This is a genomic window from Serratia sp. PGPR-27 (assembly GCF_022678525.1).
GTDB classification, from domain to species: Bacteria; Pseudomonadota; Gammaproteobacteria; order Enterobacterales; family Enterobacteriaceae; genus Serratia; species Serratia nematodiphila.
Genome location: NZ_JALBYS010000055.1, coordinates 1 through 25,886, shown reverse-complemented (window position 1 = coordinate 25,886; position 25,886 = coordinate 1). Strand labels below are relative to the sequence as shown.

At 60.9% G+C, this 25,886-nt stretch carries 25 protein-coding genes; 20 read left to right on the top strand and 5 right to left on the bottom strand.

Annotation, left to right across the window (positions count from 1 at the left end; all coding sequences use genetic code 11):
* From MMS95_RS22325 to MMS95_RS22305, 5 genes are all read left to right on the top strand, one after another.
* Positions 1-1,378, top strand: a 1,378-nt coding sequence (locus MMS95_RS22325) for an inorganic phosphate transporter (protein WP_242142306.1), incomplete at its 5' end; no start/stop codon positions are given.
* Between the two features lie 26 nt (positions 1,379-1,404).
* A complete protein-coding gene (gene ppk2 / locus MMS95_RS22320) occupies positions 1,405-2,319 on the top strand; it encodes a polyphosphate kinase 2 (RefSeq protein WP_103085312.1) in 915 nt (304 codons plus the stop codon).
* Positions 2,320-2,439: 120 nt separating this feature from the next.
* Positions 2,440-2,865: a nucleoside triphosphatase NudI gene (nudI, locus tag MMS95_RS22315; RefSeq protein ID WP_004938207.1), complete on the top strand. Its 426-nt coding sequence runs from the start codon at positions 2,440-2,442 to the stop codon at positions 2,863-2,865.
* Positions 2,866-2,958: 93 nt separating this feature from the next.
* The gene (gene pbpG / locus MMS95_RS22310) at positions 2,959-3,795 is read left to right on the top strand and encodes a D-alanyl-D-alanine endopeptidase (RefSeq protein WP_242142304.1); all 837 of its coding nucleotides are present in this window, start codon (positions 2,959-2,961) and stop codon (positions 3,793-3,795) included.
* A gap of 139 nt (positions 3,796-3,934) precedes the next feature.
* Positions 3,935-4,921: an MsnO8 family LLM class oxidoreductase gene (locus tag MMS95_RS22305; protein ID WP_242142302.1), complete on the top strand. Its 987-nt coding sequence runs from the start codon at positions 3,935-3,937 to the stop codon at positions 4,919-4,921.
* Here the strand turns inward: MMS95_RS22305 and MMS95_RS22300 are convergent.
* A complete protein-coding gene (locus tag MMS95_RS22300; RefSeq protein ID WP_242142300.1) occupies positions 4,918-6,222 on the bottom strand; it encodes an aminotransferase class I/II-fold pyridoxal phosphate-dependent enzyme in 1,305 nt (434 codons plus the stop codon). The two genes, MMS95_RS22305 and MMS95_RS22300, sit on opposite strands and share 4 nt — an antisense overlap.
* 66 nt (positions 6,223-6,288) lie before the next feature.
* Between MMS95_RS22300 and MMS95_RS22295 the strand changes: the two genes are divergently transcribed.
* Genes MMS95_RS22295 through MMS95_RS22285 form a run of 3 tightly spaced genes read left to right on the top strand, consistent with a single transcriptional unit; the run spans position 6,289 to position 8,102 of the window.
* Positions 6,289-6,543, top strand: a complete 255-nt coding sequence (locus MMS95_RS22295) for a hypothetical protein (RefSeq protein WP_033504591.1) — start codon at positions 6,289-6,291, stop codon at positions 6,541-6,543.
* Positions 6,540-7,256: a glutamine amidotransferase gene (locus MMS95_RS22290; protein ID WP_021503767.1), complete on the top strand. Its 717-nt coding sequence runs from the start codon at positions 6,540-6,542 to the stop codon at positions 7,254-7,256. The genes MMS95_RS22295 and MMS95_RS22290 overlap by 4 nt, the downstream gene beginning before the upstream one ends.
* Positions 7,257-7,259: 3 nt before the next feature.
* On the top strand, positions 7,260-8,102 hold the full coding sequence (locus MMS95_RS22285; RefSeq protein WP_015377971.1) for a PfkB family carbohydrate kinase: 843 nt from the start codon (positions 7,260-7,262) through the stop codon (positions 8,100-8,102).
* Positions 8,103-8,146: 44 nt separating this feature from the next.
* On the opposite strand, the gene MMS95_RS22280 is transcribed toward MMS95_RS22285, so the two are convergent.
* The 4 genes from MMS95_RS22280 to MMS95_RS22265 all read right to left on the bottom strand — a co-directional run bounded on the left by MMS95_RS22280 (position 8,147) and on the right by MMS95_RS22265 (position 13,368).
* A complete protein-coding gene (locus MMS95_RS22280; RefSeq protein ID WP_004938226.1) occupies positions 8,147-8,860 on the bottom strand; it encodes a flagellar brake protein in 714 nt (237 codons plus the stop codon).
* 76 nt (positions 8,861-8,936) lie between these two features.
* Positions 8,937-9,719 (bottom strand): N-formylglutamate amidohydrolase, encoded by a 783-nt coding sequence (locus tag MMS95_RS22275; protein ID WP_015377972.1) that lies wholly within the window; start codon positions 9,717-9,719, stop codon positions 8,937-8,939.
* Positions 9,720-9,820: 101 nt separating this feature from the next.
* Positions 9,821-11,542, bottom strand: a complete 1,722-nt coding sequence (gene olsF, locus MMS95_RS22270; protein ID WP_015377973.1) for an ornithine lipid synthase OlsF — start codon at positions 11,540-11,542, stop codon at positions 9,821-9,823.
* Between the two features lie 155 nt (positions 11,543-11,697).
* Entirely contained in the window at positions 11,698-13,368 is a 1,671-nt protein-coding gene (locus MMS95_RS22265) for a DUF4091 domain-containing protein (RefSeq protein ID WP_242142298.1), read from the bottom strand.
* Positions 13,369-13,833: 465 nt separating this feature from the next.
* Between MMS95_RS22265 and MMS95_RS22260 the strand changes: the two genes are divergently transcribed.
* The 12 genes from MMS95_RS22260 (at position 13,834) to MMS95_RS22205 (ending at position 25,866) form a co-directional block, all read left to right on the top strand.
* The gene (locus tag MMS95_RS22260) at positions 13,834-15,087 is read left to right on the top strand and encodes a sugar ABC transporter substrate-binding protein (protein ID WP_033632953.1); all 1,254 of its coding nucleotides are present in this window, start codon (positions 13,834-13,836) and stop codon (positions 15,085-15,087) included.
* A 78-nt stretch (positions 15,088-15,165) separates the two neighbouring features.
* A complete protein-coding gene (locus tag MMS95_RS22255) occupies positions 15,166-16,107 on the top strand; it encodes a sugar ABC transporter permease (RefSeq protein ID WP_242142296.1) in 942 nt (313 codons plus the stop codon).
* A gap of 10 nt (positions 16,108-16,117) precedes the next feature.
* Positions 16,118-16,936: a carbohydrate ABC transporter permease gene (locus MMS95_RS22250; RefSeq protein ID WP_004938251.1), complete on the top strand. Its 819-nt coding sequence runs from the start codon at positions 16,118-16,120 to the stop codon at positions 16,934-16,936.
* Between the two features lie 21 nt (positions 16,937-16,957).
* Positions 16,958-18,070 carry a sn-glycerol-3-phosphate ABC transporter ATP-binding protein UgpC gene (ugpC, locus tag MMS95_RS22245; RefSeq protein ID WP_004938255.1) on the top strand — a complete coding sequence of 371 codons (1,113 nt, stop codon included), beginning with the start codon at positions 16,958-16,960 and terminating at the stop codon, positions 18,068-18,070.
* A 20-nt stretch (positions 18,071-18,090) separates the two neighbouring features.
* Entirely contained in the window at positions 18,091-19,374 is a 1,284-nt protein-coding gene (locus tag MMS95_RS22240; RefSeq protein ID WP_242142293.1) for a Gfo/Idh/MocA family oxidoreductase, read from the top strand.
* An 18-nt stretch (positions 19,375-19,392) separates the two neighbouring features.
* Positions 19,393-20,298: an ROK family protein gene (locus MMS95_RS22235; protein ID WP_033632949.1), complete on the top strand. Its 906-nt coding sequence runs from the start codon at positions 19,393-19,395 to the stop codon at positions 20,296-20,298.
* A 334-nt stretch (positions 20,299-20,632) separates the two neighbouring features.
* Complete coding sequence (gene agaR, locus MMS95_RS22230; RefSeq protein WP_085336851.1) at positions 20,633-21,403, top strand: transcriptional repressor AgaR; 771 nt, start codon at positions 20,633-20,635, stop codon at positions 21,401-21,403.
* 26 nt (positions 21,404-21,429) lie between these two features.
* Positions 21,430-22,596, top strand: coding sequence for an SIS domain-containing protein (locus tag MMS95_RS22225; RefSeq protein WP_033632948.1), 1,167 nt, complete (start codon positions 21,430-21,432; stop codon positions 22,594-22,596).
* A gap of 9 nt (positions 22,597-22,605) precedes the next feature.
* The gene (locus tag MMS95_RS22220; RefSeq protein WP_033632947.1) at positions 22,606-23,460 is read left to right on the top strand and encodes a tagatose bisphosphate family class II aldolase; all 855 of its coding nucleotides are present in this window, start codon (positions 22,606-22,608) and stop codon (positions 23,458-23,460) included.
* Positions 23,461-23,765: 305 nt separating this feature from the next.
* Positions 23,766-24,077, top strand: a complete 312-nt coding sequence (locus tag MMS95_RS22215) for a hypothetical protein (protein WP_015377982.1) — start codon at positions 23,766-23,768, stop codon at positions 24,075-24,077.
* A 219-nt stretch (positions 24,078-24,296) separates the two neighbouring features.
* Positions 24,297-24,821 (top strand): methylated-DNA--[protein]-cysteine S-methyltransferase, encoded by a 525-nt coding sequence (ogt, locus tag MMS95_RS22210; RefSeq protein WP_004938274.1) that lies wholly within the window; start codon positions 24,297-24,299, stop codon positions 24,819-24,821.
* A gap of 280 nt (positions 24,822-25,101) precedes the next feature.
* The gene (locus MMS95_RS22205; RefSeq protein ID WP_004938278.1) at positions 25,102-25,866 is read left to right on the top strand and encodes an FNR family transcription factor; all 765 of its coding nucleotides are present in this window, start codon (positions 25,102-25,104) and stop codon (positions 25,864-25,866) included.
* Positions 25,867-25,886 lie beyond the last annotated feature (20 nt).

Here is a 25,886-nt window from a genome sequence, read left to right as displayed (position 1 = left end):
ATTCGTCAACGGCTTCCACGACACCGCCAATGCGGTCGCGACGGTGATTTACACCCACTCGCTGTCGCCGATGGTCGCCGTGGTGTGGTCCGGTTTCTTCAACTTTCTCGGCGTGTTGCTCTCCAGCGGCGTGGTGGCCTTCGGCATCATTTCGCTGCTGCCGGTCGAGCTGATTCTGCAGGCCGGCACCGGCAACGGCTTCGCCATGGTGTACGCCCTGCTGTTCTCCGCCATCATCTGGAACCTCGGCACCTGGTGGCTCGGGCTGCCCGCCTCGTCGTCGCATACGCTGATCGGCTCGATTATCGGCGTTGGCGTGGCCAACGCCCTGATCCACGGCCGCACCGGCACCAGCGGCGTGGACTGGGGCCAGGCGATCAAGGTGGGCTATGCGCTGCTGCTGTCGCCGGTGATCGGCTTCGTGTTCGCCGGCCTGCTGCTGCTGGCGCTGAAGCTGTTCGTCAACAACCGCCAGCTGTACAGCGCGCCTAAAGACAATAGCCCGCCGCCGCTGTGGATCCGCGGATTGCTGATCCTCACCTGCACCGGCGTTTCCTTTGCCCACGGCTCCAACGACGGCCAGAAAGGCATGGGCCTTATCATGCTGATCCTGGTGGGCACCATGCCGATCGCCTACGCCCTGAACCGTTCGATGCCGCCGGAGCAGATCCCCCGGGTGGCGGCGCTGGCGGAGGTGACCAAAAGCCAGCTGCTGCGCCAGTTCCCGGCCGGCGGCCAAACGCCGCCGCGCGAGGTGCTGACCGGCTATGTGCGCACCAGCGATCTGACGCCGGAGGTGGTGCCGGCGCTGGCGCAACTGACCGGCGCGATCGGCGATCAAATTCGCCAGTACGGCTCGGTCGACAAGATCCCGGCACAGGCGGTGTCGAACACCCGCAACGACATGTACCTGGCGTCCGAGACCATCAAGCACCTGAAGGCAGAGCATCAGTTGCAGATCAATCCCGACACGCAGCGCAACCTCGACGCGCTGAAGGGCGAACTCGACAACGCCACCCGCTTCATTCCCTTCTGGGTGAAAGTGGTGGTGGCGATTGCACTGGGGCTCGGCACCATGGTCGGCTGGCGCCGCATCGTGGTGACGGTGGGCGAAAAGATCGGCAAATCGCACCTGACCTACGCCCAGGGCGCCAGCGCCGAACTGGTGGCGATGACCACCATCGGCGCGGCCGACGCCTTCGGCTTGCCGGTTTCGACCACTCACGTACTTTCATCCGGCATCGCCGGCACCATGGCAGCCAACCGCTCCGGCCTGCAGATGGCCACCCTGCGCAATCTGCTGATGGCCTGGGTGCTAACGCTGCCGGCCTCAGTGCTGCTGTCGGCGGTGCTGTACTGGATCTTCAACCACTTCTAACACCGGGCTGATACGGAGAAAATCTGATGACCATGCATGAATTCAACCGCGAAGACGGATTCAACCAGCGCCTGCTGCAAGAATTTTACGACAGCTACGACGAAGAGCTGGAAATGGAGCTGGACGACCTGCGCTTCAACGCGGCAGAAGTCGACAGCGACGCGAAGAAAGCCTGGCGCAAGCAATACTTCCGCGAACTGCTGCGCCTGCAGGGCGAACTGGTAAAGCTGCAGGACTGGGTGATGCGTACCGGCCATCGGCTGGTGATCCTCTTCGAAGGCCGCGACGCCGCCGGCAAGGGCGGCGTGATCAAACGCATTACCCAGCGCCTCAACCCGCGCACCTGCCGCGTGGCGGCGCTGCCGGCGCCGAACGATCGCGAACGCACCCAGTGGTATTTTCAGCGCTATATCGCGCATCTGCCCGCCGCCGGCGAAATGGTTCTGTTCGACCGCAGCTGGTATAACCGCGCCGGCGTGGAGCGCGTGATGGGCTTTTGCAACGACGAAGAGTACGAGGAGTTTTTCCGCAGCGTGCCGGAATTCGAAAAAATGCTGACGCGCAGCGGCATCCAAATCGTCAAATACTGGTTTTCGATCACCGATGAGGAGCAGGAGCTGCGTTTCCTCAGCCGCATTCACGATCCGCTCAAGCAGTGGAAACTCAGCCCGATGGATCTGGAAAGCCGCCGCCGCTGGGAGGACTACACCGAGGCCAAAGAAATCATGTTAGCGCGCACTAACATTGCCGAGGCTCCCTGGTGGGTGGTTCAGGGCGTCGACAAGAAAAAGGCCCGCTTGAACTGCATCACTCACCTGCTGCAGCAGGTGCCTTATGAGGAAGCCGAAGGTAACGTCATCACGCTGCCGCAGCGCAAACGCAGCCCGGAGTACCACCGTAACCCGGTGCCGGACAACATGGTGGTGCCGGAAATCTACTGACCGTAGCGCAGAGAGGCGGTTGCCGCAGCTCTGCGCAAATGCAACGCTTTGATTTATCTCACGCTAAGGGGCCAAACCCCATGTTAAAGTGGCTGCTTTCCATTTTGACAGGAGTCTTCCATGCGCCAACGCATCATTGTCTGCCCGCTAATTGAAAACGATAACGCCTTCCTGCTGTGCAAAATGGCGGCGCACAAGGGCGTGTTTCCCGGCCAGTGGGCGCTGTCCGGCGGCGGCGTCGAGCCGGGTGAACAAATAGAACAGGCGCTGCGGCGCGAAGTGCGCGAAGAGTTGGGCGCCGCGCTGATCCTCGACAACATCACGCCCTGGACTTTCCGCGATGACGTGCGCATCAAAACTTACGCCGACGGCAGCCGGGAGCAAATCTACATGATTTACCTGATTTTCGACTGCCATGCCGCCAACCGCGACGTGACGATCAACGACGAGTTCGATGACTACGCCTGGGTGCCGCGCGAGCGCCTCGCGGACTACGATTTGAACGAGGCCACCCGCTTCACCCTGCGGCAAAAGGGATTGTTGTAACAGTTTGAGCGATTATCGCCCTATTTCCTTCACATTTGCCCGGCAGACTCTTTTGATATTTTTTAATCACTTAGGGTCACTATTGCCGCCGTTATGCTTTTATCTCACGCTTTTCTCCGTCTGCCTGTCCGGCGCTTCGGCGCCGCCCTGCTGTTCAGCCTGCTGTTCGTTTTGGCGCCCGTGCATGCCGCCACGCCGCCGCTGGTGCTGAATGCCAAATCGGTGCTGGTCGTCAATCAACGCACCGGAAAGACCCTTTATCAGAAGCAGCCGAACCGCGTGCTGCCGATCGCCTCGCTCACCAAACTGATGACCGCCATGGTCGCCCTGGACAGCAAACGCCCGATGGGCAGCAAGCTCAAAGTCACCGCCGCCGATCGCGATCTGCTGAAAAAAACCCATTCGCGCCTGACCATCGGCTCGGTGCTCAGCCGCCGCGACATGCTGCACATCGCCCTGATGTCTTCGGAGAACCGCGCAGCCGCCGCGCTGAGCCGCAGTTATCCCGGCGGGCGCAAGGCCTTCGTGGCGAAAATGAATCAGAAAGCGCGCGCCATCGGCATGAAACGCGCCCGCTTCTACGATCCGACCGGGCTGACGCCGCGCAATGTGGCGACCGCCAACGATCTGCTGAAGATGGTCAATCACGCCTATCGCTATCAGTCGATTCGTCGCTTCAGCACCGACAAGCAGCAGGTCGTACGCCCTGGCCGCGGCCAGTTGGTTTACCGCAGCTCCAACGGCCTGATCAACAACCCCGCCTGGAAGATCCAGCTGCAGAAAACCGGCTTTACCGACGAGGCCGGTCACTGCCTGGTGATGCGCACCACCATCAAAGGGCAGCCGGTGGTGATGATCCTGCTCGGCTCGCAGCCGCGCTACGGCCACTACCGTGACGCCATTCGTCTGAAGGCCTGGCTCGAGGGGTAACATCGCGGCGCTTTACCGTTCTGCGTATATCCAAATCCGTTTTGGATCAATGGAATATCCTATCGCCAATCAGTATTAAGCCGTGCGCTGCCCGCATGGTATTTGTCAGGCATATCTGATGAGGAAAGGAGCGGGAAAAATGGCTTATGCCTTGAGCATATTGGAAAAAAGTCCGATCGCCGAAGGGGAAAGCGCCGCGCAGGCGCTGGCGCGCACGCTGCAGCTGGCGCAACGGGCGGAACGCTGGGGGTATCGGCGTTTCTGGCTGGCCGAGCACCACAATACGCCGCAGCTCGCCTGCCCGTCGCCGGAAGTGCTGATCGGCTATCTGCTCGGCCAAACGTCGCGCATTCGCATCGGCTCCGGCGGCGTGATGCTGCAGCACTACAGCGCCTACAAGGTGGCCGAAAACTTCAACCTGCTGGCGGCGCTGGCGCCAGGGCGCGTCGATCTCGGGGTGGGCAAAGCGCCCGGCGGGCTGCCGCTCGCAACCCAGGCGCTGCAGGCCGCCCACGATCGGCAAAACAAACCGGCCTTCCCGCAGCAGCTGTCGCAGCTGACCGCTTACCTGAACGACGACGCCGAACCGGGCCTGAGCGCCACGCCGCTGCCGCCGCAGGGCGCGCAGCGTTTTCTGCTCGGCGCCAGTAAAGAAAGCGCGACGCTGGCGGCCGAGTCCGGCTGGGCCTTCGTGTTCGCCGCGCATTTGAATGGCAATCCGCAGGATATCCGCGACGCGCTGGAGCACTACGCCGCACACAGCGGCGGCCGCAAGGCGCTGCTGGCAGTGGCGGCGATCGTGGCCCCCAGCGAGGAACAGGCCGCAGCATTGGCGGCGGAGATTCAGCAATACCGCGTGCACGTCGCCGGTGAGCAGAGCGTGACCGTCGGCAGCCTGGCGCAGGCCGAGAGTTTCGTGCAGCAGGCCGGCGCCACCGACTACCGCATCGAGCCGCGGGAAAGCCATATTCTGCTCGGCACCGCGCAGCAGGTGCATCAACAACTGGCGCAGCTACAGCAACAGTACGGCGTGGACGAGTTCATCATCGACACGCCGATCGCCGAACCGGCCGCCCGGTTAGCCTCGCTGCAGTTACTGGCGGAAGAGAGTTTGACGCCGGCTTAGTTGATCGCCGCCGCCGCCCGCATGGCTTCGGACAGATCCTGCGCCAGCGGCGCCAACTGCGACGGCGTGACGTTCGCCAGGCTGACGCGGAGCGCCGGACCACACTTCAGGCGGAAAGGTTCACCGCCCTGCACCAGCCACCCCCGCTGCGCCATCAGCTGCGCGGCGGCGGTTTCCGAGCGCACCGGCACCCACAGATGCAGCCCTTCACCTACCGCCAGCGCCGTGTGATTCAACGCATTGAGCCGCTGGACCAGCTCATCCCGTCTGGCCTGATACGCCTGTTGCGCCCGCTGCAATTGCCCTTCCTGCAAGGCTTGTTCCCACAGTCTGGCGGCGATCTGCTGCAAGATATGGCTGACCCAGCGTTCGCTGATGTACTGATCGGCGCGCATCGCCTGCAGCAAAGTCGGGTTGCCGCAGGCCAGCGCGATGCGCAGATCCGGGCTGAGAAACTTGCTCAGCGACAGCACGTACAGGCCGCGATCGCCGTCGAACGGCAGATGCAGCGGCTGTTGCGACAACGGCCCCCAGAAATCGTCGACGATCGCCAGACACTGCGGATGGCCGCGTAGAAAACCTCGCCACTGCTGCGCACGTTGCGCTGAAAGCGAAGCGCCGGTCGGATTATGGGCACGCGGCGTCAGGATCACCGCGTCGGCCGCGCCGCTCTCCGGCAGCCGACAGCCCTGTTCATCCACCGCCAGCGGCAGCGGCCGCAGGCGCAGGTGACGCAGCAGCGTCAATAGCGGCGGCCAGCAGGGATCTTCCACCCACACCGCCGCCCCAGGCTGCGCATGGCAGCGCAGCGCCTTTTCCATCGCGTCCAACGCGCCGGAAAACACCGCCGGTTCCCCCAGCGTGACGCCCTGGCGGCTGAGCCACTCACGCCCGAGACCGGTCAATACCGGCAGGTCGCCGCTGATGTCATAGCCGTTTTGCTGCGGGAACACCTCCGCCGCGTCAAGCCTCAGCGCCGGCAGCAAAGCGGCATCCAGGTTGCCGCTGGCCAGATCGCACATCCCCGCCGGCACCTGGCGCGGCGCATAGGCCGCACTCACCGCCGCCAGCGGCGGCTCCAGCACCACCGTTCCCGCCCGCCCGCGCGTCGCCACCAGGCCGGCATCACGCAATCGGGCATAAGCGCTGGCGACGGTATTCGGATTGACCTCCAGCTCCGCAGCCAGTTGGCGTACCGGCGGCAACAGCTCGCCCGGCCGCAGCGCGCCGTCTTTGATGCGTGCGGCGATCTGCTCGGCAATCTGGACAGCGCCGCCGCCTTTTGCATACAATAAACTCATACATAAATCCTTTTGTACTAATTCAAATAAGACTAGCAGCTTCCGCGGCCAAAAGTAAGGGGTTCCATGGATAAACATTACGTGCTCGACATTCAGTATGCAGGAAAAGCCTTTGCCCGCCTGCAGCTGTTCACCCCGTGGGCAGCCGATCAGCTGGAGCAGGCCTGCGCGCTGTTCCCGGCCGCGCAGGGTTATCAGGTGCAGCTCAGCCAGGTCAGCGAACGCCGCATCGTCTATCAGAGCGGCGCGCAGGGCATCACGGTCCTGGGCGAGTCGCTGGCGCTGACGCCGTTCACCCACGCTCACGAGGTTAAACAATGAAAAAAGCCGTCGCCATTCGACACGTCAATTTTGAAAACCTGGGTATTCTCGGTTCCCTGCTCTCGCTGCGTGGCTATCAGATCGACTATTACGATGCCGGTCGCGATGATATTCGTGCTATCAATAATGAAGAGACCGATCTGTTGGTGGTGCTCGGCGGGCCGATCAGCGCCGCCCGGCACTTTTCCGGTGAGCAGCGCTATGATTTTCTCGACCATGAATTGGCGCTGGTCAAACAACGCCTGGCGCAGCGGCGGCCGACCCTCGGGGTGTGTCTCGGCGCGCAGGTGATCGCCCAGGCGCTGGGCGCTGAGGTTATTTCGCTCGGCGTTAAAGAGATCGGCTTCGCTCCGCTGACCACGCTCGCGGCCCAAGACGACTCGGTGCTGGCGCCGCTGGCCGATACGCCGGTGCTGCATTGGCACGGCGATATGTTCATGATCCCGGACGGCGCCCGCTGCCTGGCCGGCACGGCGATTTGCCCGCATCAGGCTTTCGACTATCAGGGGTTCGCGCTCGGTCTGCAGTTCCATCTGGAGGCGGATCACCGCGATATCGAACGCTGGTTGATTGGCCATGCCTGCGAGCTGGAGCTGGCCGGCATCGCGCCCCAGAGCCTGCGCGAACAGGCGGCGCGCCACGGCGCACAGCTGGAACAGCGCGCGCGGCAGGTGTTCGCCCGCTGGCTGGATAATAACGAACCAAGGATGTAACTCATGCAACAGGCTTCACCCTTGCGATCACCGTCCATCGACGTGATCAGCATTCAATCTCAGGTGGTTTACGGCAGCGTCGGCAACGGTATCGCCTACCGTGCCCTGCTGAAAAAGGGGCTGGAAGCGCTGCAGGTGCCCAGCGTGCTGTTCGGCTGCCCGCCCTATTACGGCAAGCCGCATGGCGGCGTCATCTCCGGCGAGTGGTTCGGCGGCTTTCTCGACGATCTGATCGCCCGCGGCGTGATGAAACGCACCCGGGCGGTGATCGTCGGTTACCTGGGCGACGTGATGCAGTGCCATATTCTGGCCAACTGGCTGCAGCGGGTGCGCGCCCTCAATCCGCAGATAAGGATCTATATCGATCCGGTGATAGGCGATTACGGCGAAGGGATCTACGTGGATGAGCGCATCGTCAATTGCTATCGTTCACCGTTCCTGCGGCTGGCCAACGGCCTGACGCCGAACGGTTTCGAACTGGAGCAGCTGTGCGGCCGCTCTCTGAGCAGCCGGGAGCAGACGCAACGCGCCGCGCAGGCGCTGTTGAACGACACCACCGAATGGGTGCTGGTCACCAGCGCGCCGGGCGTGGCACAGCACGAAGACGAAGTGGGTTTAATGTTGGTCACCCGGCAGGAAGCGCAGTGCTTTACCCATCCGAAGGTCAAATCGGCGGTCAAAGGCACCGGCGATCTGTTCACCGCACTGCTGGTGAGCCATCTGCTGCGCGGCGCCGCGCTCGACGCGGCCGTGGTTGCCGCCGGCGGCGAAGTGTGCGACGTGCTGGCCGAAGCGGCGCATTTCGGTTGGGAAGAGATCGGCAGCCTGCGGGCGTTAAAACCGTAAGACCTGTGGAGAGTCAGGGGCAGCATGCCCGCCCCTGATAAATATCAGCGTTTTTTCTTTTTGTTGAAATCCAGCTCGAAGGCGAACACCGCGCTCTGAATTTTGCGCTCCATCGCCAGCCCCAGCTTGAGGAAACGGCACGACAGGCGCGAGAAGTGCACCACCTGGTCGTTATCGTCGGTTTCCTGATCGTCGTTGACCACCACCAGCTCCATATTGACCTTGAAGCTGCCGTAGCTGCCCAGATCCAGCTCCGCTTTTTTGAACTGCAGGCCAGGCTGGAAGAAATCCGGCAGCGGGCCGTCGAAACGCAAACCGACGCCGCCGGCGGACAGATCGTGGATACGCAGCTCATAAGGCGTGCCGTCCGGGTACTCGCCGGTGCAGAAGAATTGGCGCCAGTGCGGCGTAGTGATGCGGAACTGGCGGCGGCGCTGGATATAGACCAACTCCTGCGGCAGCCGGGTCGAGCAGGCCTGGACGCCCTGATGTTCGGTCAGTTCTGCCTGACCGACGGAAAACTCGATTTTGGCGTCGTGGCTTTCAATCACGATGGTGCAGGCGCCGTCGATGGCGTTTTCCGCTTCCTCACCGCTAAACACGATATTGTCCGGCCCGACGCTCAATAACAGACTTTGAAACCGGTGCTGCTGATTTTCTACGCGCAGCGGCGTGCGTTGTTTGCAAATTTCACGCAGAATCGCCAGAACTTCAAAACGCTCCCGTTTGATAAACAGTCCGTTATCGCTGTGCTCCACACGTCTCTCCTGACTTTTTTTCTAATGACGTCTTATGTATTCCTTATGGTTATCATCTCTGGGAATATTCCTAAAGTCAAATTTGCCAGCGTTGCCAGGCCTGCGGCAGCAGGCGCGCGAAACGTTTCGCCCATGCCTGTTGCCCGCGCTCGTCGGCGATCAGATCCTGGCGAATTTCGATGCCGACGTAAGGCAATCCGCGCCGTTCCGCGTGCACCGGCAACGTGTAGTCGGTGGCGTCGGTCATTGCATAGGGCTCGTTGATCCCCACCTGCAAATCCCCCTCTTCGCGCAGCAGCTCGGCCAGCAGCCGGGCGAATTCCGGGTAGCGATTAAACAGCAACCCCACCTGCCAGGGGCGCGATTCCCCTTTGAACACCGGTGTGAAACTGTGCATGGCGATCACCGCCGTCGGCAGTTCGCGCAGCTGACGTTGCCCCAAATGATCGTCGATGGCGTGGTGATACGGCAAAAACACCTCACGCTCGCGCGCCAGCGCGTGCTCGGCGTCAATACCGATATTGCCGGGTATCGGCGTCAGTTCGGACAAATGCGGGATCGAGCTGGCGATGCCGGGCGCCCGGTTGCAGTCGATCACCAGCCGTGAATAACGCTGGTGGATCAGGGTGGCGTCCAGCTGACGGCTCAGATGGCGCGACACGCTCAGCGCGCCGATGTCCCAGCCGATGTGGCGTTCGATCTCCCCCGGCGGCAAACCAAGGTCGCCAAGGGATTGCGGTATCGCCTTACCGGCGTGATCGCACAGCAGCAAAAAGGGCGCTTTGCCGCGCGGGATTTCCACGGCGGCGGCAGAGGGTTCATCGGCGGACAATAACGGCGGGATAAACGAATGGGGCATGACGGGCTCCGGCGGTGGAAAGCAAAACGTTTATCGTAGCGCTATCCCGTCGCCGGCCCCAAGGTCGTGCTTAGATCAAAAAGGCATGAGTCAGACTGTAGTCATGCCGTCTCGGCCGGCTGCGGCTGGTGCACCGCGATGTAACGCTGATACCGCGATGGCTTGAGCCGCGTGGTATCCACCAACACCAGCCCGTCGATACAGTTGTTGAACGCCGGATCGGTGCCAAAGTCGATAAACTGTACCCCGCCCGGCTCGCACAGTTCGGTGTACTGCTTGTACAGCGTTGGGATCGAGCAGCCGATATTGCTGAGCAGGCTCTTCAGCCGCACCAGATCTTCCTGGTAGTTGTCCCCGGCAAACTGCGCCAGCACCTGCGGCAGCGACGCCGGATAAGGCCGCCGCGACTGCGCGAACGCGTGATCCGGCGAGAAATAGAGCCGATAGAAGGCGATCAGCAAATCACGTGCTGCCAGCGGCATGCCGCCGGAGATCGACACCGGCCCGAACAGATAGCGGTACTGCGGGTATTTCGACAGATAGGCGCCGATGCCCAGCCACAAATAGTCCAGCCCGCGCTTGCCCCAATAGGCCGGCTGAATGAAGCTGCGCCCCAGCTCGATGCCCTGCGCCAGGATCGGTTCCATATCGCGGTCATAATGGAACAGGCTGTTGCTGTAGATGCTTTCCAGCCCTTTGCGCGCAATTTGTTCGGCGGTAGGGATAAAGCGATAGGCGCCGACGATCTCCAGCTCCTCCTCATCCCACAGCACCAGGTGGTAGTAATCGTCGTCGTAGCTGTCCAGATCGCGGCGGCGGCCGGATCCTTCCCCCACCGCGCGGAAGGCGATCTCGCGCAGGCGCCCCAGCTCGCGCAGGATTGGCGTACGCGCTTCGTCATGACGACGATAGAGATAGATGGTTTTACCGTCCGGCGTTACCCCCAACCGTTCGCAGTTCGCCAGCGCCTTTTTCAACTCCAGACGATCTTCCGGCAGCGCGATCGGCGATTCGCTGGCGAACAGCCCCGGCTTGCCCTGGCCCAGACGATAGACGTGGCGGCGAAAACGCTCCGCCAGATCCTTGGCGCTGGTGTGGCCGTCGTGCCAGTTGGCGAACGGCACGCGGCCGCCGACGCGGATCTTGATGCGCCCGCCCCGCTGCTGGAACATTTCGCGCACCAGCAGCAAGGTCGACAGCGGCCGGTAGACCAGAGAGGTAAAGTAGAACAGGTTGCTGTTGCGTGCGCTGATGTGGATCGGCACGATCGGCGCGCGCGCTTTGGCGGCCAGGCGCAGAAAACCGGTATGCCAGTGGCCGTCGCGGATGCCTTTCGGGCTCATGCGCGACACTTCGCCAGCCGGGAACAGGATCAGCGCCCCCTGGTTGTCCAGCTGCTGCTGCATGCCTTCAATCTGTTTGCGGCTGGTTTTATAAGCGACGTTATCCACCGGCACGAACAGGCTGCGCAGCGGTTCAATGTAGGTCAGCAGCTGGTTGGCCACCACTTTCACGTCCGGGCGCACCGCGGCAACGGCGCGCAGCAATACCAAGCCGTCGAGCGAGCCGATCGGGTGATTGGCCACGAGCACCACCGGCCCCTGGCTCGGGATGTTTTCCAGATCGCCGTCCACCAGTTCGCAGCTGAGGTTAAAGTAGTCCACCACCTGCTCGATCAGATCGAGCCCTTTCAGATGGGGATAATCGGCGGCGAACTGTTTGAATTCTTTTTCGAAGAGAAGGGTTCTTAGCAGGCTGCGCTGCCAGGCGGGGGTATTGCGGTGTGGAAATGCATCTTGCAACAGAGAATCCAGGCTGAACATCGCGTTATCTCCTGACGTAGTCGCTGCAAACTTAAGCCAGAGCCGTGACTCTGACATGTCAGTTACATGACAATAAAGTGAATCCATCGACTATCAGGTATAGCAAAGTAATGGCGAATTGGGAGTGAAAGACGCATTTTCGCCCCCACTTGCCTTCACATCGGCGCCAGCAACGCTTCGATGCGGCGGTTTACCGCGTCGCGCAGGCGCAGCAGCGGCCCGGCCTGGTGCGGATAACGCTTGAAGGTGATGCGCATGCCCAGCTCACTTTCTATAAGCGCTTCCACCGTCGCCCGATCGGTCAAACTCTCCAGCAGCTGCAGCGCGCGCATGTCCTGCAGACCCTGGTGCAGCACCCGCAGGCGCAGCGACTCCACCGGCTGCAGATCCTCACCGGGATAGACCACGAACGGATCGCCGGAGGGAAACGCATGGCCGCTGTCGGTCACCGCGTACGGATTGATGCGTTCACGCGAATGGGCGCTGTTATAGAAGTTGAATCCCCAGTGCAGAAAGCCGGCGATGCGGTACAGATACAGCTGCACGCCCAATATGCGGTTGCGCGCCGAAGGCTGAGCGAAGAAGCGATTGGCGACCTCAGTCTTCTGCACGCAGCAGTAATAGGCCCACAGGCCGGGGACCTGGTGTTCGATAAAAGGTTCGAGGTGGTCGGTCGCAACGACCGGGGTTTCCACCAGGTCTTGCTGATAAAACGCGAAATCCGACAGCGCATCGAAGGTGCGGAAGCCATCCAGCAGCGGGCGCAGCGCGGCGCTGGCGCGCCGGTAGGCCGCCAGGTTGTCCAACGTCGGCTCATCGGAAACATGGAACCATACCTGCCGTTCCAGCCCCCGTCCGCGGAACCAGGCGGTCAACGCCGGCAGCAGCGCCTGTAGGAAACGCTGATACGCTTCGCCCTGCGCATCGGTGTGCCAGCCGAACGGCGTTCGCGTCTCGCCCTGCTCCTCCACCACTATCTTCGGCGCATGCGCCGCGCCCCATTGGGTAAACAGCGGCGCGATTTCGAAGTGCTCGATGCCCTCTTCCTGCGCCAACGCCACCCACTGCGCCAAACGGCTGAAATCGAAGCCATACCCGTGCGCCGAATGTGTCACCCTCACCAACTGTACCGTGGTCCGTTCGCCGCCGACGGCGGTATCCAGCGGCGGCGTGAACAGCGGCGTCAGCAGCATATTGACGCCGGCCTGCACCGCGCAGCGCACAAAGTTGCGTACCGCGCGCCAGTACGCCGGGCTGAACACCGCCAAACGGTAGTAATCCGCCAGGCAGTCGGTGTGCAGCCATTCGGTGTGCAACAGCGTTTGCGGCGGCAACGCCGCGGGCACCAGATGCAGCGTCAGTGTGGCCTCGGCCAGCGCCTCGCCGCTCTGGGCATCCAGCAGCCGCAGGGTCAACGGAAAGTCGCCGGCCAGTTGTGCGTCGGCCGGCGGCGTCAGGGTCAACCACAGGCTGCCATAATAGCGGCAGGCGGCAAAAAAACGCCGTTGCGGCAGCGGTATCAGCGGATCGGGAAATAAGCCCGGCTCGGTGGTCAGGTAATTCTCATCGGTCTCGCGATAACAGGGAAAACCGCTCGGCACCGATTGCACCTGGCGCACGCTGATATACTCCGCCAGCGGCCCGTCGAGTTGATAACACAGCTCATGGCGAGTCTCGTTGCCCGGGGTTTGCAAACAGTACACCGCCTGCCAGGACAGCACCTCGTTATTTAACCCGCTCAGCCGATTTTCCACGGCAATGGGCGGCATATTTTGGCGATGAAATACTTTTTCCAGGCAATGCGTAAATACCAGAGACAGGCGCATGATATTTCGCCCTCTTTATTTTGGATGAATAAATGTTGTGAGATTCAGGCTAGCGTCTTTTATCACCACAAACAATAGCCGGCAATAAAAAACGTTCAAGCGCCCTCCTCGGACAGCCCCAGCAAGATTTTTTTGTTTATTTGCATCACAAAAATGAAAGAAGCTGAAGCTTGCACAATAAAAATATTTTTAATCCCCATTATGGTGCAAGGGTTATCAGTTATTCCTATGCCTGCGAAGGCCGCTAAATGCCGCGCCACCGGGGATAAACCCCGCCAAAAGGTTAATGAAATGTGAACGAAAGTGCCTTTCACTTGGCCGTGAAAGCCTTTCGATTTTAACAACAACGAAACATTGTCGCCCCATTTTTGGGCGTTTGGGGGTGTATTGACACATTGAAAGTTAAGGGATAGAAAGAATTTACGTTGCGAAAAACGCTATTCGTCGCTCACCGAGGGGAAAGCAATGTCACCGATAAAAAATACCGGCCGCCTGCTGGCGCATTCTATTCTTGCCAGCGCATTATTATTACCTACGCTGCTCCATGCCGCAGATAAAATAACTTTACGCTATGCCGTTTGGGACAGAAACCAATTACCCGCCGAACAGGAGATTGCCAAGCGTTTTGAACAGGCTAATCCGGATATAAGAATAGAAATAGAATTAACTCCCTCGGCGCAATATTTCGTTAAATTAGATTCCGCCGCTGCCGGCGGCGTAGCGCCAGATATATTCTGGATCAATATGCCTTATTTTGTGCAGTACGCCAAAAACGGCATTATGGAGCCGTTGGCGCCCTATATTAAGGACAGCGGCCTTAAACTGGACGACGTGGTCGCCAGCTCGGTGAAAGCCTATCAGTACGACGGCCAACAGATGGCCATCCCGCGCGACGTCGATTCCATCGCCGTGTGGTACAACAAAAAACTGTTCGATCAGGCCGGCGTCAGCTATCCCACCAGCGACTGGAGCTGGGACGATCTGAAGAGCAAGGCCGCCGCGCTGAAAAACGGGCTGAAAGGCGCCGCCTTCCCGCTGGTGATGGATCTCAGCATCGACGGTCAGGACAGTTACATGAACCTGCTGTTCCAAAACGGCAATCACATCGTGCCGAAAGATGGCCAGCCCACCGACATCGCCAACGACAAATCCCTCTGGGTCTATCAGCAGCTGCAGGGCATGATGAAAGACGGCCTGATGCCAAGCGCCCAGCAGATGAGCGAAGTCAAAACCGAGAACATCTTCCAGTCCAACCGCGCCGCGATGGTCTATGCCGGTTCCTGGCTGGCGGCGCCGTTCGCCAATAACCCGCTGATCAACGACCACATCGGCGTGGTGATGATGCCCAAAATTGAACGCCAGTCCGGCGTGGCCCACAGTTTGGCCTTCGCCATGTCGGCGAAAAGCGCCCACAAGCAGGCCGCCTGGAAATATATCGCCTTCATGAGCAGCGAGGCCTCACAGGCGGAGCTGGCCAAGGTGGTGATCCCGGCCAACAAGACGGCAGCCAAAGTCTGGGCGCAGCAGATTCAGAAAGTCGACGTCTCGCCTTACATCCAGACCTTGGAAGTGACCCAGGCTTACCCCACCGCCGGCACCAATACGCCGAAGTGGCAAAACATGTGGATCGCCAGCCTGAAGAAGATCTTTATGGGCGCGGACGCCAAACAGGAAATGGACAAATCGGTCAAGAAGATCGCGCGCGTCATGGAGCAGTAATCGCCCCGCCGCGGCGCGCTGCCCCGAGCGCGCGCCGCGGTGGACCCACGCTGAACGTCATAGGTGAGGAATGGCAACATGTCGCTGGCAGAAACGGCTACGGTCACCCTGAAACCATCCCGGCGCACCGCCCGCCCCGCGCTCAATCGGCTCGAACGCGCCGAACGCTTCTGGGGCTGGGTGATGATCCTGCCGCTGCTGTTGGGGGTGACGGTGTTTTACCTGATCCCCTTTTTGCAGAACATTTTCTACAGCTTTACCGATCTGAACCAATTCATGCGCTGGAGCAGCATCAGCGTCGATAACTATCTCAACCTGTTTGAAGACGACGACTTCTACACTGCCGCCGCCAACACCCTGTTTTACATGGTGGTCTGCGTGCCGATCAGCCTGAGCCTGTCGCTGCTGCTGGCGATTGGCCTCAACCAGAACATCCGCGGCAAAGGCCTGCTGCGCACCCTGCTGTTCCTGCCGGCGGTCACCATGCCAGCGGCGGTGGCCATGGTGTGGCAATGGCTGTTCAACAAGGATTTCGGCCTGATCAATCAGGCGTTGGGCCTGCTGCACATTGCGCCGGTCGCCTGGCTGTCCGATCCGGACGTGGTGCGCATCAGCGTGTCCATCATCATCATCTGGTCGTCGCTGGCGCTGAAAATCATCATTTTGCTGGCCGGGCTGCAGAGCATTCCGCGCCAGCTGTACGAAGCGGCGGACATCGACGGCATCGGCACCCTGCGGCGCTTCTTCTGCATCACGCTGCCGATGATGGTGCCGACGCTGTTCTTCGTGTCGGTGATGAGCTTTATCGAGATCCTGCAAATCTTTGACGTGGTGTTCCTGATGTTCGACCGCGCACTGGTGGAGAACGACGTGATGACCGTCACCAACCTGTTCTACAAGTACGCGTTTTACCTGCAGGAAAAAGGTTACGCCTCCGCCATCACCGTGGTGCTGTTCGCCGTCACGTTGGTGATCACCCTGATTCAAATGGCGATCGGCAAGCGCCTGAAAGTCAGCTGAGGAGCTGCACATGAACGCAAGCAAGAAAACGCTGGTGTACCTGTTTATGGGGCTGGCGGCGCTGGCCTCGGTGGTGCCTTTTATCTGGATGCTGGTGACCTCGCTGAAAACCCAGGCCGAGAGCATTCAGATCCCGCTGACGCTGCTGCCGGCGCATCCCAGCCTGCAGGCCTACGGCCGGGTGATGCACGAAATCCCGTTCGCCGGTTTTTATCTCAACTCGCTGCTGGCGACCTTCTTCACCGTCACCCTGCAGATGGCGATCGCCACCCTGGCCGCCTATGGCTTCTCGCGCCTGCATTTTCGCGGCCGCGACGCGGTGTTTCTGGTGTGCGTGTCGATCCTGATGGTGCCCGGACAGGCGTTTCTGATCCCGCAATTCCTGGTGGTGCAGAAGCTGGGGCTGGTCAACAGCATCACCGGGCTGGTGCTGCCGGGCATTTTCAGCGTTTACGCCACCTTTCTGCTGCGCCAGTTCTTCCTGGCGGTGCCGAAGGAGATGGAGGAAGCGGCGCTGATCGACGGTTACAGCTACTTCGCCATCTTCTGGCGCATCATGCTGCCGCTGATCCGGCCCGGCATTATCGCCTGCGTCATCATCAACGGCCTGTGGAGCTGGAACAACCTGATGTGGCCGCTGATCGTCAATACCACCACCGAGAAGCTGACGCTGCCGGTTGGGCTGGCCTCGCTCTCCAGCCGCGCCGGGGTGGAATACCCGCTGCTGATGGCCGGGGCGCTGATGGCGGTGATCCCGATGCTGATGCTGTTCATTATTTTCCAACGCTATTTCATCCAGGGCATCGCCAGCGCCGGGGTGAAAGGCTAACGCGCAGACAAGGTAAACGACATGGCCGGAATTCAGTTAAATAGCGTTAAAAAAGTGTACCCCAACGGTTTCCACGCGCTGCACGGCGTCGATCTGGACATTGAGGATGGGGAATTTATGGTGTTCGTCGGCCCGTCCGGCTGCGCCAAATCCACCCTGCTGCGGATGATCGCCGGGCTGGAGAGCGTCAGCGAGGGGCAGATCCTGATCCACGATCGCTGCGTCAACGACAGCATGCCGAAGGATCGCGGCGTCGCCATGGTGTTCCAGAACTATGCGCTGTACCCGCACATGACGGTGTACAAGAACATGGCGTTCGGCCTGATCGGCAAAGAGAGCAAGGCCGAGATCGACCGCCGGGTGCGCGACGCGGCGGAAAAGCTGGAGATCACCAATCTGCTGCAGCGCAAGCCGGGCCAGCTCTCCGGCGGCCAGTGCCAGCGGGTGGCGGTCGGCCGCGCCATCGTGCGCAAACCCAAGGTGTTCCTGTTCGATGAGCCGCTGTCCAACCTCGACGCCAAGCTGCGGGTGTCGATGCGCGTGCAACTGATCGAACTGCACAACCAGCTGAAGCAGGAAGGCGCCGCTGCCACCATGGTGTACGTCACCCACGATCAGGTCGAGGCGATGACCATGGGCGATCGCATTTGCGTGATGAACCGCGGCGCCATCATGCAGGTGGATAAACCGATCAACCTGTACCACCACCCCGCCAACCGTTTCGTCGCCGAGTTTATCGGCAGCCCGTCGATGAATTTGCACGATCTGGCGATCGTGCGCGACGGCCAAACGGTACGGCTGCGTATCGGCCTGCAGCACCAGCTCGATCTGCCGCCTGCGCTGCAACGGCAATTGGCGGACTACCCGCATGCGCGGGTGTGTCTCGGCATCCGGCCGGAGTCCTTGCGGCTGTGCGCGCCCGGCAGCGCCAACTGTTTCCCGGCGCAGATCGTCACTATCGAGCGCATGGGCAACGAAGAGCTGCTGCACTGCGAACTGGCCGATCTGCGCTTCGTGCTGCGCATGGCGTCGCTGCCGGATTGGGAGCCGCGCCTCGGCGAAAACATTCATCTGGCATTCGATCTGACGCGCGCGCATTTGTTCGACGAGCTCAGCGGCCAAAACCTCAAATAACAACAGCGGAGTATCCAGCAATGTCGTCAACACAACCCAACAGCTTTGCCCATCGCCCGGTGCGGGTGCTGGTGATCGGCGCCGGGGCGCGCGGTGAAATCTACTCGCGCTATGCGCTGGCGCATCCCGATTTGATGCAGGTGGTGGCGGTAGCGGAACCGCGCGACGCCTACCGCGAGCCGTTCGTGGCGCAGCATGCCATCGTGCCGGAAAACGTCTTCACCGACTGGCGTCAGGCCGCCGGCGCCGGCAAGCTGGCCGACGCGGTGCTGATCTGCACCCAGGATCAGATGCACCTCGAACCGGCGCTGGCCTTCGCCCGCCTGGGCTACGCCATGTTGCTGGAAAAACCGCTGTCGCCGGACGCCGACGAGTGCCGCGCCATCGTCGCCGAGGTGACGCGCCAAAAGCTGATCTTCTCGGTCGGCCACGTGCTGCGTTACACCCGCTATACCCAAAAGCTCAAGCAGCTGCTGCGCGACGGCGCGATCGGCGACATCATCAGCCTGCAACATTTGGAACCGGTCGGCTACTGGCATCAGGCGCACTCCTTCGTGCGCGGCAATTGGCGCAACGATCGGCAGGCCGCCTTTATGCTGCTGCAGAAATCCTGCCACGACATCGACTGGATCCGCTACGTGATGGAGCAGCCCTGCGAACAGGTCAGCTCCTTCGGCAACCTGCGCCACTTCCGCCAGGAAAACCAACCGGCCGGCGCGGCGGACAACTGCCTGGATTGCGCGGTAGAGGCAAACTGCCCCTATTCCGCCAAACGCATCTATCTGGGCGACAATCACAAGGCCACGCCCGGTTTTCTGCGCGTGCTGACGCCAGAACCCGACCAGACGACGCTGCGGGCGGCGCTGCGAGACGGGCCTTACGGCCGCTGCGTCTACCGCTGCGACAATAACGTGGTCGACCATCAGGTGGTCAACATGCAGTTCGCCGGCGGCCGCACCGCGTCGTTCACCATGACGGCCTTTACCCGCCACGAAGATCGGCACACCCGCATCTTTGGCAGCCGCGGCTGCCTGGAGGGCGACGGCCGCCATATTCGCATCACCTCGTTCCTCGACGACGGTGAAACGCATTACGACACCGACGCCGGCCAGGATCTGCACGCCATGGCCGACCACGGCGGCGGCGACTACTACCTGATGCAGCACTTTATCGCGGCTATTCGCGCCAACGATCCGAGCCAGGTGCTGGCCGGCCCGGCGGAAGCGCTGGAGAGCCATCTGATGGTGTTCGCCGCCGAACGCGCGCGCCGCGAGGCGGCGGTGATCGCCCTGAGCGGAGCCTAAAGCATGGCGATGAGAGAGATGCGTTACGGCTTCGACATCGGCGGCACCAAAATTGAAATGGCCGCTTACGATCGCCGGTTCAATCAGGTGCTGCTCCAGCGGGTGCGCACCCCAACCGGCGATTACGGCGAGTTCGTGGCCTGCATCGCCGGGCTGGCCGAGCAGGCGGATCGCAAACTGCACACGCGCGGCAGCATCGGCATCGGTTTACCGGGGATCACCGATCCCGTCAGCCGCCGCCAGTTAGCGGTCAACGTGCCCTGCCTGACCGGCCATTGCCTGGCGGATGACCTGACGCAGGCGCTGGCGCGACCTATCGCCATCGAGAACGACTGCCGCTGCTTCGCGCTGTCGGAAGCCAGCACGCCGCAAACCGCGCACCTGCCGCTGGTGTTCGGCGCCATCATCGGCACCGGAGCCGGCGGCGGCCTGGTGGTGAACCGGCAACTGCACAAGGGGCGCAGCGGCGTGGCGGGCGAATGGGGCCATATGCCGATATCGGCCCAGCTGGCGCAGCGTTACGATCTGCCGCTGTTCAGCTGCAACTGCGGGCTGACTGGCTGCTTTGAACGCTACGTCTCCGGCAGCGGGCTGCTGGCGCTGAGCCGCCATTTCTCCCATCCGGCCGCCGACGTGCCGGCGCTGGTCGCCTGCTATCGTGCCGGTGATGCGCTCGCACAACAGCTGATGACCATGTACGTCGACATCCTGGCCAGCGCGCTGGCCGGCTTACAGCTGCTGCTGGACGTCGATGCCTTCGTGCTGGGCGGCGGGCTGTCCAACGTCGGCGAGCTGTATCGGCTGTTGCCGCCGGCGATGCGGCGCTGGCTGCTGCCGGGCGTGGAACCGGCGGCGGTGTTCCCGCCGGTGCACGGTGACAGCAGCGGCGTGCGCGGCGCAGCGCTTTTAAGCGCACCGGCATAAAAAAAAACAGTGAAAGCCCGGCGGTTGTCGAGCGATCGCTGCGGCTTTCGGCATCGATGGACTGAATGAATAAGCGCTGGGAATTGGCGACTGAAAAATAACGAATTTGCCGTTTTCACTTTGCGTTAACACCGCTTTCGGTTGCCGCTCAACCGAAAGCAAAATCAAATATAACCAACTGATAGATATAGATATTTTAAAATTAATCGATTGCATTTCAGTGTTTCGTTTGCTGTAATTCGCCACGAACAACTGAAAGCGCTCCGGTCGGTATCGCTGCGGCTTATTAAGCCGCGGTCGGGCACGGCTACAGGTAAATCAGGAGTCTGCATTAATGATCAATACCGCAAAACGCCGGGAATTAATTATCGACCAGCTGTGCCGCGAGGGCACGGTGCGCGTGGAGCAGCTTAGCCAGCAGTTTTCGGTGTCCAGCGTCACCATCCGCAGCGATCTGCGCCAGCTGGAAAAACACGGCTGCGCGGTGCGCGCCTACGGCGGCGCCATGTTGAACAAACAGTTCGCCTTCGACCGCCCGCTGCAGGACAAGGGCCGCATCAATCGCGACGTAAAACACGCCATCGCCTGCGCGGCGGCGGCGCTGATTGAAGACGGCGACGCCGTCATCCTCGACTCCGGCTCCACCACCAGCCAAATGGCGCCGCAGCTGGCGGGGAAAAAGGATCTGGTGGTGATGACCAACGCGCTCAACATCGCTTTCGAACTGGCCAACAACGAGGAGATCGACCTGATGGTGGTCGGCGGCAGCGTGCGCCGCAAAGCCTGGTCGCTGTACGGCCCCGCCGCCGAACAACAGCTGCGCCAGTATCGGTTCGACAAGCTTTTTCTCGGCGTCGACGGCTTCGATCTCGCGAGCGGCATCACCACGCCGGATCCGGGCGAAGCGCAGCTGAACCGGGTGATGTGCGAGGTGGCGCGCGAAGTCATCGCCATCGCCGACGCCAGCAAATTCGGCCGCACCAGCTTTTGCATGATCCGCGACATCGGCCAGATCCACCGCCTGGTCACCGACAGCCGCATTCCTGAACACTATCTGCAGGCGCTGCACCATTTAGGGATCGACGTGATTATCGCCGACCGTTAACCGAGGCTTTTTAAGGAGCTGTCATCATGAACGCGTATTTCTCTTACGAGACGAATTGGCTGAAGCAGCGCAACGCCTGGCATACCGCCGCAGAAATTTGGCAACAGCCGGATTTGTGGGCGACGCTGCATCGCCAACTGCAGGATCAACAGGCGCAGTGGCAGCCGTTCCTGGCGCCGCTGCTGGCCAATCCGCGCCTGCAAATCGTGCTGTGCGGCGCCGGCAGTTCGGCATTTGCCGGCCGCGCCCTGGCCCCCTGGCTGCGCGAACGCACCGGCCGCGACGTGGTGGCTTACGGCACCACCGATATTGTCGCCAACCCGCTGCAGTATCTCGACCCTGACCGGCCGACGCTGCTGGTCTCCTTCGCCCGTTCGGGCAACAGCCCGGAAAGCGTGGCGACGGTGGAGCTGGCCGATCAATTGCTGCCGGAAAGCTATCATCTGATGCTGGTGTGCAACCCGGACAGCCGGCTGGCGCAGTACGCGCATCAGCGTGGCAACGTCTGCTCGCTGGTAATGCCGCAGGGCGCCAACGATCAGAGCTTCGCCATGACCTCCAGCTTCAGTTGCATGATGCTGAGCGCCGCGCTGCTGCTCGGCCCAACGTCGCTTGAGGCCGCCCAGGCGCCGTTGAACGCCATGGTGCAGCGCTGCCGCACACTGCGCGAAACGCTGCAGCCGCAGGTGAAGGCGCTGGCCGCCAGCGGTTTCCGCCGTTATATCACCCTCGGCGGCAGCTGCTTTACCGGCCTCGCCGAAGAGGCTTCGCTCAAGATGCTGGAGCTGACCGCCGGCCGCATCGTTACGCGCTACGACTCGCCGCTCGGCCTGCGCCACGGCCCGAAATTTATGGTCGACGGCCAGACATTGGTGGTGCTGATGTTCTCCCACCACGACTACGCCCGTCAGTATGACCGCGACCTGTGGAACGAGCTGCAGCGCGATGGGCAGGCGATGCAGCTGGTCGGGTTGACCGGCGAACGCCAACCTCTCGCCGATGCCCTGCTGCATATGCACGATGCCGCTGACGATATCTGGCTGCTGTTCCCGTATCTGCTGTTCAGCCAGATGCTGGCCTTCGAGAGTTCGCTGGCGCTGGGGCTGACCCCGGACAACCCTTGCCCGACCGGCGAGGTTAACCGGGTGGTGAAAGGCGTGACGATTTACCGTTTTCCTTCCCTCGAGCTGTAAGGAGATCCCATGTATCTGATAGCCAACCGAGACATGCTGCTCAAGGCGCAGCGCCAGGGTTACGCCGTGCCGGCGTTTAACGTCCACAATCTGGAAACCGTGCAGGTAGTGGCGGAGACCGCCGCCGAGCTGCGCTCGCCGGTGATCATGGCCGGCACGCCCGGCACCTTCAGCTATGCCGGCACCGACTACCTGATCGGCATCTGCCAATCGGCCGCGCACCGCTACGATCTGCCGCTGGCGCTGCATCTCGATCATCACGAAGAACTGGACGACATCGAGCACAAGGTAAAAAGCGGCATTCGCTCGGTAATGATCGACGCTTCCCACTTGCCGTTTGAACAGAACATCGCCAAGGTGGCCGCCGCGGTCGCCCTGTGTCACCGCTACGGCGCCAGCGTGGAGGCGGAGCTGGGTCGCCTGGGCGGGCAGGAAGACGATTTGATCGTCGATACGGCGGACAGCTTCTATACCGATCCGGCCGCCGCGCGCGAGTTTGTCGCCGCCACCGGCATCGACTCACTGGCGGTGGCGATCGGTTCCGCCCACGGCCTGTACCACGGCGAACCGAAGCTGGACTTCGAACGCCTGGCGCTGATCCGCGAACAGGTGGACGTGCCGTTGGTGCTGCATGGCGCCTCCGGCATTCCGGAAGCAATGGTCAAGCGCGCGATCTCGCTCGGCGTTTGCAAGGTCAACGTCGCCACCGAACTGAAAATCGCCTTCGCCGATGCGGTAAAAAGCTACTTTTCGCAGCACCCGGACGCCAACGATCCGCGCAAATACATCGTCCCCGGCAAGCTGGCGATGAAAGAAGTGGTGGCGGAAAAGATCCGCATCTGCGGCAGCAGCGGCATGCTGTAATCCCGCTCTCGCCCCCGTTGCTGCGGCCGCGCAACGAGGGCGAAAACGGCTGCCATTGCCCGACTTTCCTGAGAGAACGATCACAGCCTGTTATCCCGCCCGCGCCTGAAATCATTAACCGGTCTTCACTATGATCCAAATCATGGTTTTACTCATCCTACCTCCCTATTATCAAATTCATTGAATGCGGGCAGTAGGATTTTTGCCCATTCGTTTTTATTTCGCCAGACGAAATAGCTTATTTTATGAAAACAAGCGCGCTTGTTTTTTAATTGGCAGTGTTTTTACTCTGAAAGGAACAGCGTATGAACCATTACTTAGCCGTATTAAGCGCATTGGTCATTCTGCCCTTCGCTCTGCAAGCAAAACCGCTTTCCGGCAGCCAGGTCGCCTCTGGCGTCGTGCGCTTCACCGGCGCCATTACCACACCGGCCTGCACCGTCAAACATCAGGATGAAAAGCTTATCTCCAGCTGCTTCGGTAAAGTGACGGAATATCAGAACGGGTATATATCCTCTTCGTTAAAAGAGATGCCAAAAGAATTAGTTTCTGCCGTCAGCAGTGAGTTGGTGAATAACGATCCCCATTTAAAGCGCGTGACTATCAGCTATAAGTAAGCACAAAGCGTTACTGCCTGCTGAAATAATAAACAAGACGCAACTTGTCTTGATGACTTATAAATTTATTTTATAAATTTATCGCACAATAACTCCCCGCCTTACCGTAAGCCGGCTATTCGGGCAACCCTGCGGTTGCCCATCAGCATGTCCGAAATCCGCCATCGCTCCCTCCCATTTCATGCGATAATCGCCACACTAAACTGAGGAGTGAGCCAGATGCAGACTTTTTTGATTGATCGTACCGCCACGCCGGTGGGAGAACTGGTGCTGATTGCCGATGAACAGGGGCGCCTGCGGGCGATCGACTGGACCGATCACGAAGCGCGCCTGATGAAGCTGCTGAACACCCACTACCGCGCCGATCGGTTTACCCTGCGCGAACAGCGCGATCCCAGCGGGCTGACCGACGCCATGCAGCGCTATTTCGCCGGGGAACTGAGCATTATCGATCGGTTGCCGGTGATGACCGCCGGCACCGAGTTCCAGCGCACCGTCTGGCAACAGCTACGCCAAATCCCCTGTGGCGAGATCCTGACCTACGGCCAGCTGGCGCAACGCATCGGCCGTCCGACCGCCTCGCGCGCCGTCGGCATGGCCAACGGTTCAAATCCGATCAGCATCGTGGTGCCCTGCCATCGAGTGATCGGTTCGCAGGGCGCGCTGACCGGCTATGCCGGCGGCGTACAGCGCAAGCAGTGGCTGCTGCAGCATGAAGGCTACCTGCCGAAAAGTTTGCTGTAGCCGCTGCGATCGGCTTATCCAGCGCCATTGTTTGGCGCTGCTTAATAAAGCACAGTGCCCAACGCCGCGCTCGTGCCCGCAGGGCACTATTAATAACTTGTGTGAATAAAACGCATAAGTCACAAATAATACTCATAACTTCAGTCCGATACAGAATAATCGGCGGCATGTGTGCGCAAAATTCGCACACAATACCCCTATTCATGCTAATGCCACCCTTATCAGCTGCAGCAAAAGATGTTAAAATTGACTCATATCAATTATTGAATGAGCGTAATCTATGATCCCGGAAAAACGCGTGATTCGTCGTATCCAGTCTGGTGGTTGTGCGATCCATTGCCAGGACTGCAGCATCAGCCAGCTGTGCATTCCTTTCACCCTCAATGCTCACGAGCTGGACCAGCTCGACAACATTATCGAGAGGAAGAAGCCCATCCAGAAAGGCCAGACCTTGTTCAAGGCTGGCGACGAGCTGAAATCGCTGTACGCGATCCGTTCCGGGACCATTAAAAGCTACACCATCACCGAGCAAGGCGATGAGCAGATCACCGGCTTCCACCTGGCGGGCGACCTGGTAGGCTTCGACGCCATCGGCGGCCTGAAGCATCCGAGCTTCGCTCAGGCGCTGGAAACCTCGATGGTGTGCGAGATCCCGTTCGAGACCCTCGACGATCTGTCCGGCAAAATGCCGAACCTGCGTCAGCAGATCATGCGGTTGATGAGCGGCGAGATCAAAGGCGACCAGGACATGATCCTGCTGCTGTCGAAGAAAAACGCCGAAGAGCGCCTGGCGGCGTTCGTTTACAACCTGTCGCGCCGCTTTGCGGAGCGCGGCTTCTCACCGCGCGAGTTCCGTTTGACCATGACCCGCGGCGACATCGGCAACTACCTTGGGCTGACGGTGGAAACCATCAGCCGCCTGCTGGGTCGCTTCCAGAAAAGCGAAATCCTCAGCGTGAAAGGCAAATACATCACCATCGAAAACGCCGACGCGCTGTCGGTGCTGGCCGGTACGCCGCGCATCAACGTGACCGTCAACGCCTGATCCCCCCGCCGGATCAACAT

Excerpts from the sequence above, each read along its gene's own strand:
- MMS95_RS22305 (WP_242142302.1), top strand. The coding sequence starts at position 3,935 with ATGGCTTATGCCTTGAGCATATTGGAAAAAAGTCCGATCGCCGAAGGG.
- ppk2 (WP_103085312.1), top strand. The coding sequence starts at position 1,405 with ATGACCATGCATGAATTCAACCGCGAAGACGGATTCAACCAGCGCCTG.
- MMS95_RS22225 (WP_033632948.1), top strand. The coding sequence starts at position 21,430 with ATGAACGCGTATTTCTCTTACGAGACGAATTGGCTGAAGCAGCGCAAC.
- ogt (WP_004938274.1), top strand. The coding sequence starts at position 24,297 with ATGCAGACTTTTTTGATTGATCGTACCGCCACGCCGGTGGGAGAACTG.
- olsF (WP_015377973.1), bottom strand. The coding sequence starts at position 11,542 with ATGTTCAGCCTGGATTCTCTGTTGCAAGATGCATTTCCACACCGCAAT.
- agaR (WP_085336851.1), top strand. The coding sequence starts at position 20,633 with ATGATCAATACCGCAAAACGCCGGGAATTAATTATCGACCAGCTGTGC.
- MMS95_RS22260 (WP_033632953.1), top strand. The coding sequence starts at position 13,834 with ATGTCACCGATAAAAAATACCGGCCGCCTGCTGGCGCATTCTATTCTT.
- MMS95_RS22255 (WP_242142296.1), top strand. The coding sequence starts at position 15,166 with ATGTCGCTGGCAGAAACGGCTACGGTCACCCTGAAACCATCCCGGCGC.
- MMS95_RS22295 (WP_033504591.1), top strand. The coding sequence starts at position 6,289 with ATGGATAAACATTACGTGCTCGACATTCAGTATGCAGGAAAAGCCTTT.
- ugpC (WP_004938255.1), top strand. The coding sequence starts at position 16,958 with ATGGCCGGAATTCAGTTAAATAGCGTTAAAAAAGTGTACCCCAACGGT.
- pbpG (WP_242142304.1), top strand. The coding sequence starts at position 2,959 with ATGCTTTTATCTCACGCTTTTCTCCGTCTGCCTGTCCGGCGCTTCGGC.
- MMS95_RS22215 (WP_015377982.1), top strand. The coding sequence starts at position 23,766 with ATGAACCATTACTTAGCCGTATTAAGCGCATTGGTCATTCTGCCCTTC.
- MMS95_RS22300 (WP_242142300.1), bottom strand. The coding sequence starts at position 6,222 with ATGAGTTTATTGTATGCAAAAGGCGGCGGCGCTGTCCAGATTGCCGAG.
- MMS95_RS22290 (WP_021503767.1), top strand. The coding sequence starts at position 6,540 with ATGAAAAAAGCCGTCGCCATTCGACACGTCAATTTTGAAAACCTGGGT.
- MMS95_RS22220 (WP_033632947.1), top strand. The coding sequence starts at position 22,606 with ATGTATCTGATAGCCAACCGAGACATGCTGCTCAAGGCGCAGCGCCAG.
- MMS95_RS22265 (WP_242142298.1), bottom strand. The coding sequence starts at position 13,368 with ATGCGCCTGTCTCTGGTATTTACGCATTGCCTGGAAAAAGTATTTCAT.
- nudI (WP_004938207.1), top strand. The coding sequence starts at position 2,440 with ATGCGCCAACGCATCATTGTCTGCCCGCTAATTGAAAACGATAACGCC.
- MMS95_RS22250 (WP_004938251.1), top strand. The coding sequence starts at position 16,118 with ATGAACGCAAGCAAGAAAACGCTGGTGTACCTGTTTATGGGGCTGGCG.
- MMS95_RS22240 (WP_242142293.1), top strand. The coding sequence starts at position 18,091 with ATGTCGTCAACACAACCCAACAGCTTTGCCCATCGCCCGGTGCGGGTG.
- MMS95_RS22275 (WP_015377972.1), bottom strand. The coding sequence starts at position 9,719 with ATGCCCCATTCGTTTATCCCGCCGTTATTGTCCGCCGATGAACCCTCT.
- MMS95_RS22285 (WP_015377971.1), top strand. The coding sequence starts at position 7,260 with ATGCAACAGGCTTCACCCTTGCGATCACCGTCCATCGACGTGATCAGC.
- MMS95_RS22235 (WP_033632949.1), top strand. The coding sequence starts at position 19,393 with ATGCGTTACGGCTTCGACATCGGCGGCACCAAAATTGAAATGGCCGCT.
- MMS95_RS22205 (WP_004938278.1), top strand. The coding sequence starts at position 25,102 with ATGATCCCGGAAAAACGCGTGATTCGTCGTATCCAGTCTGGTGGTTGT.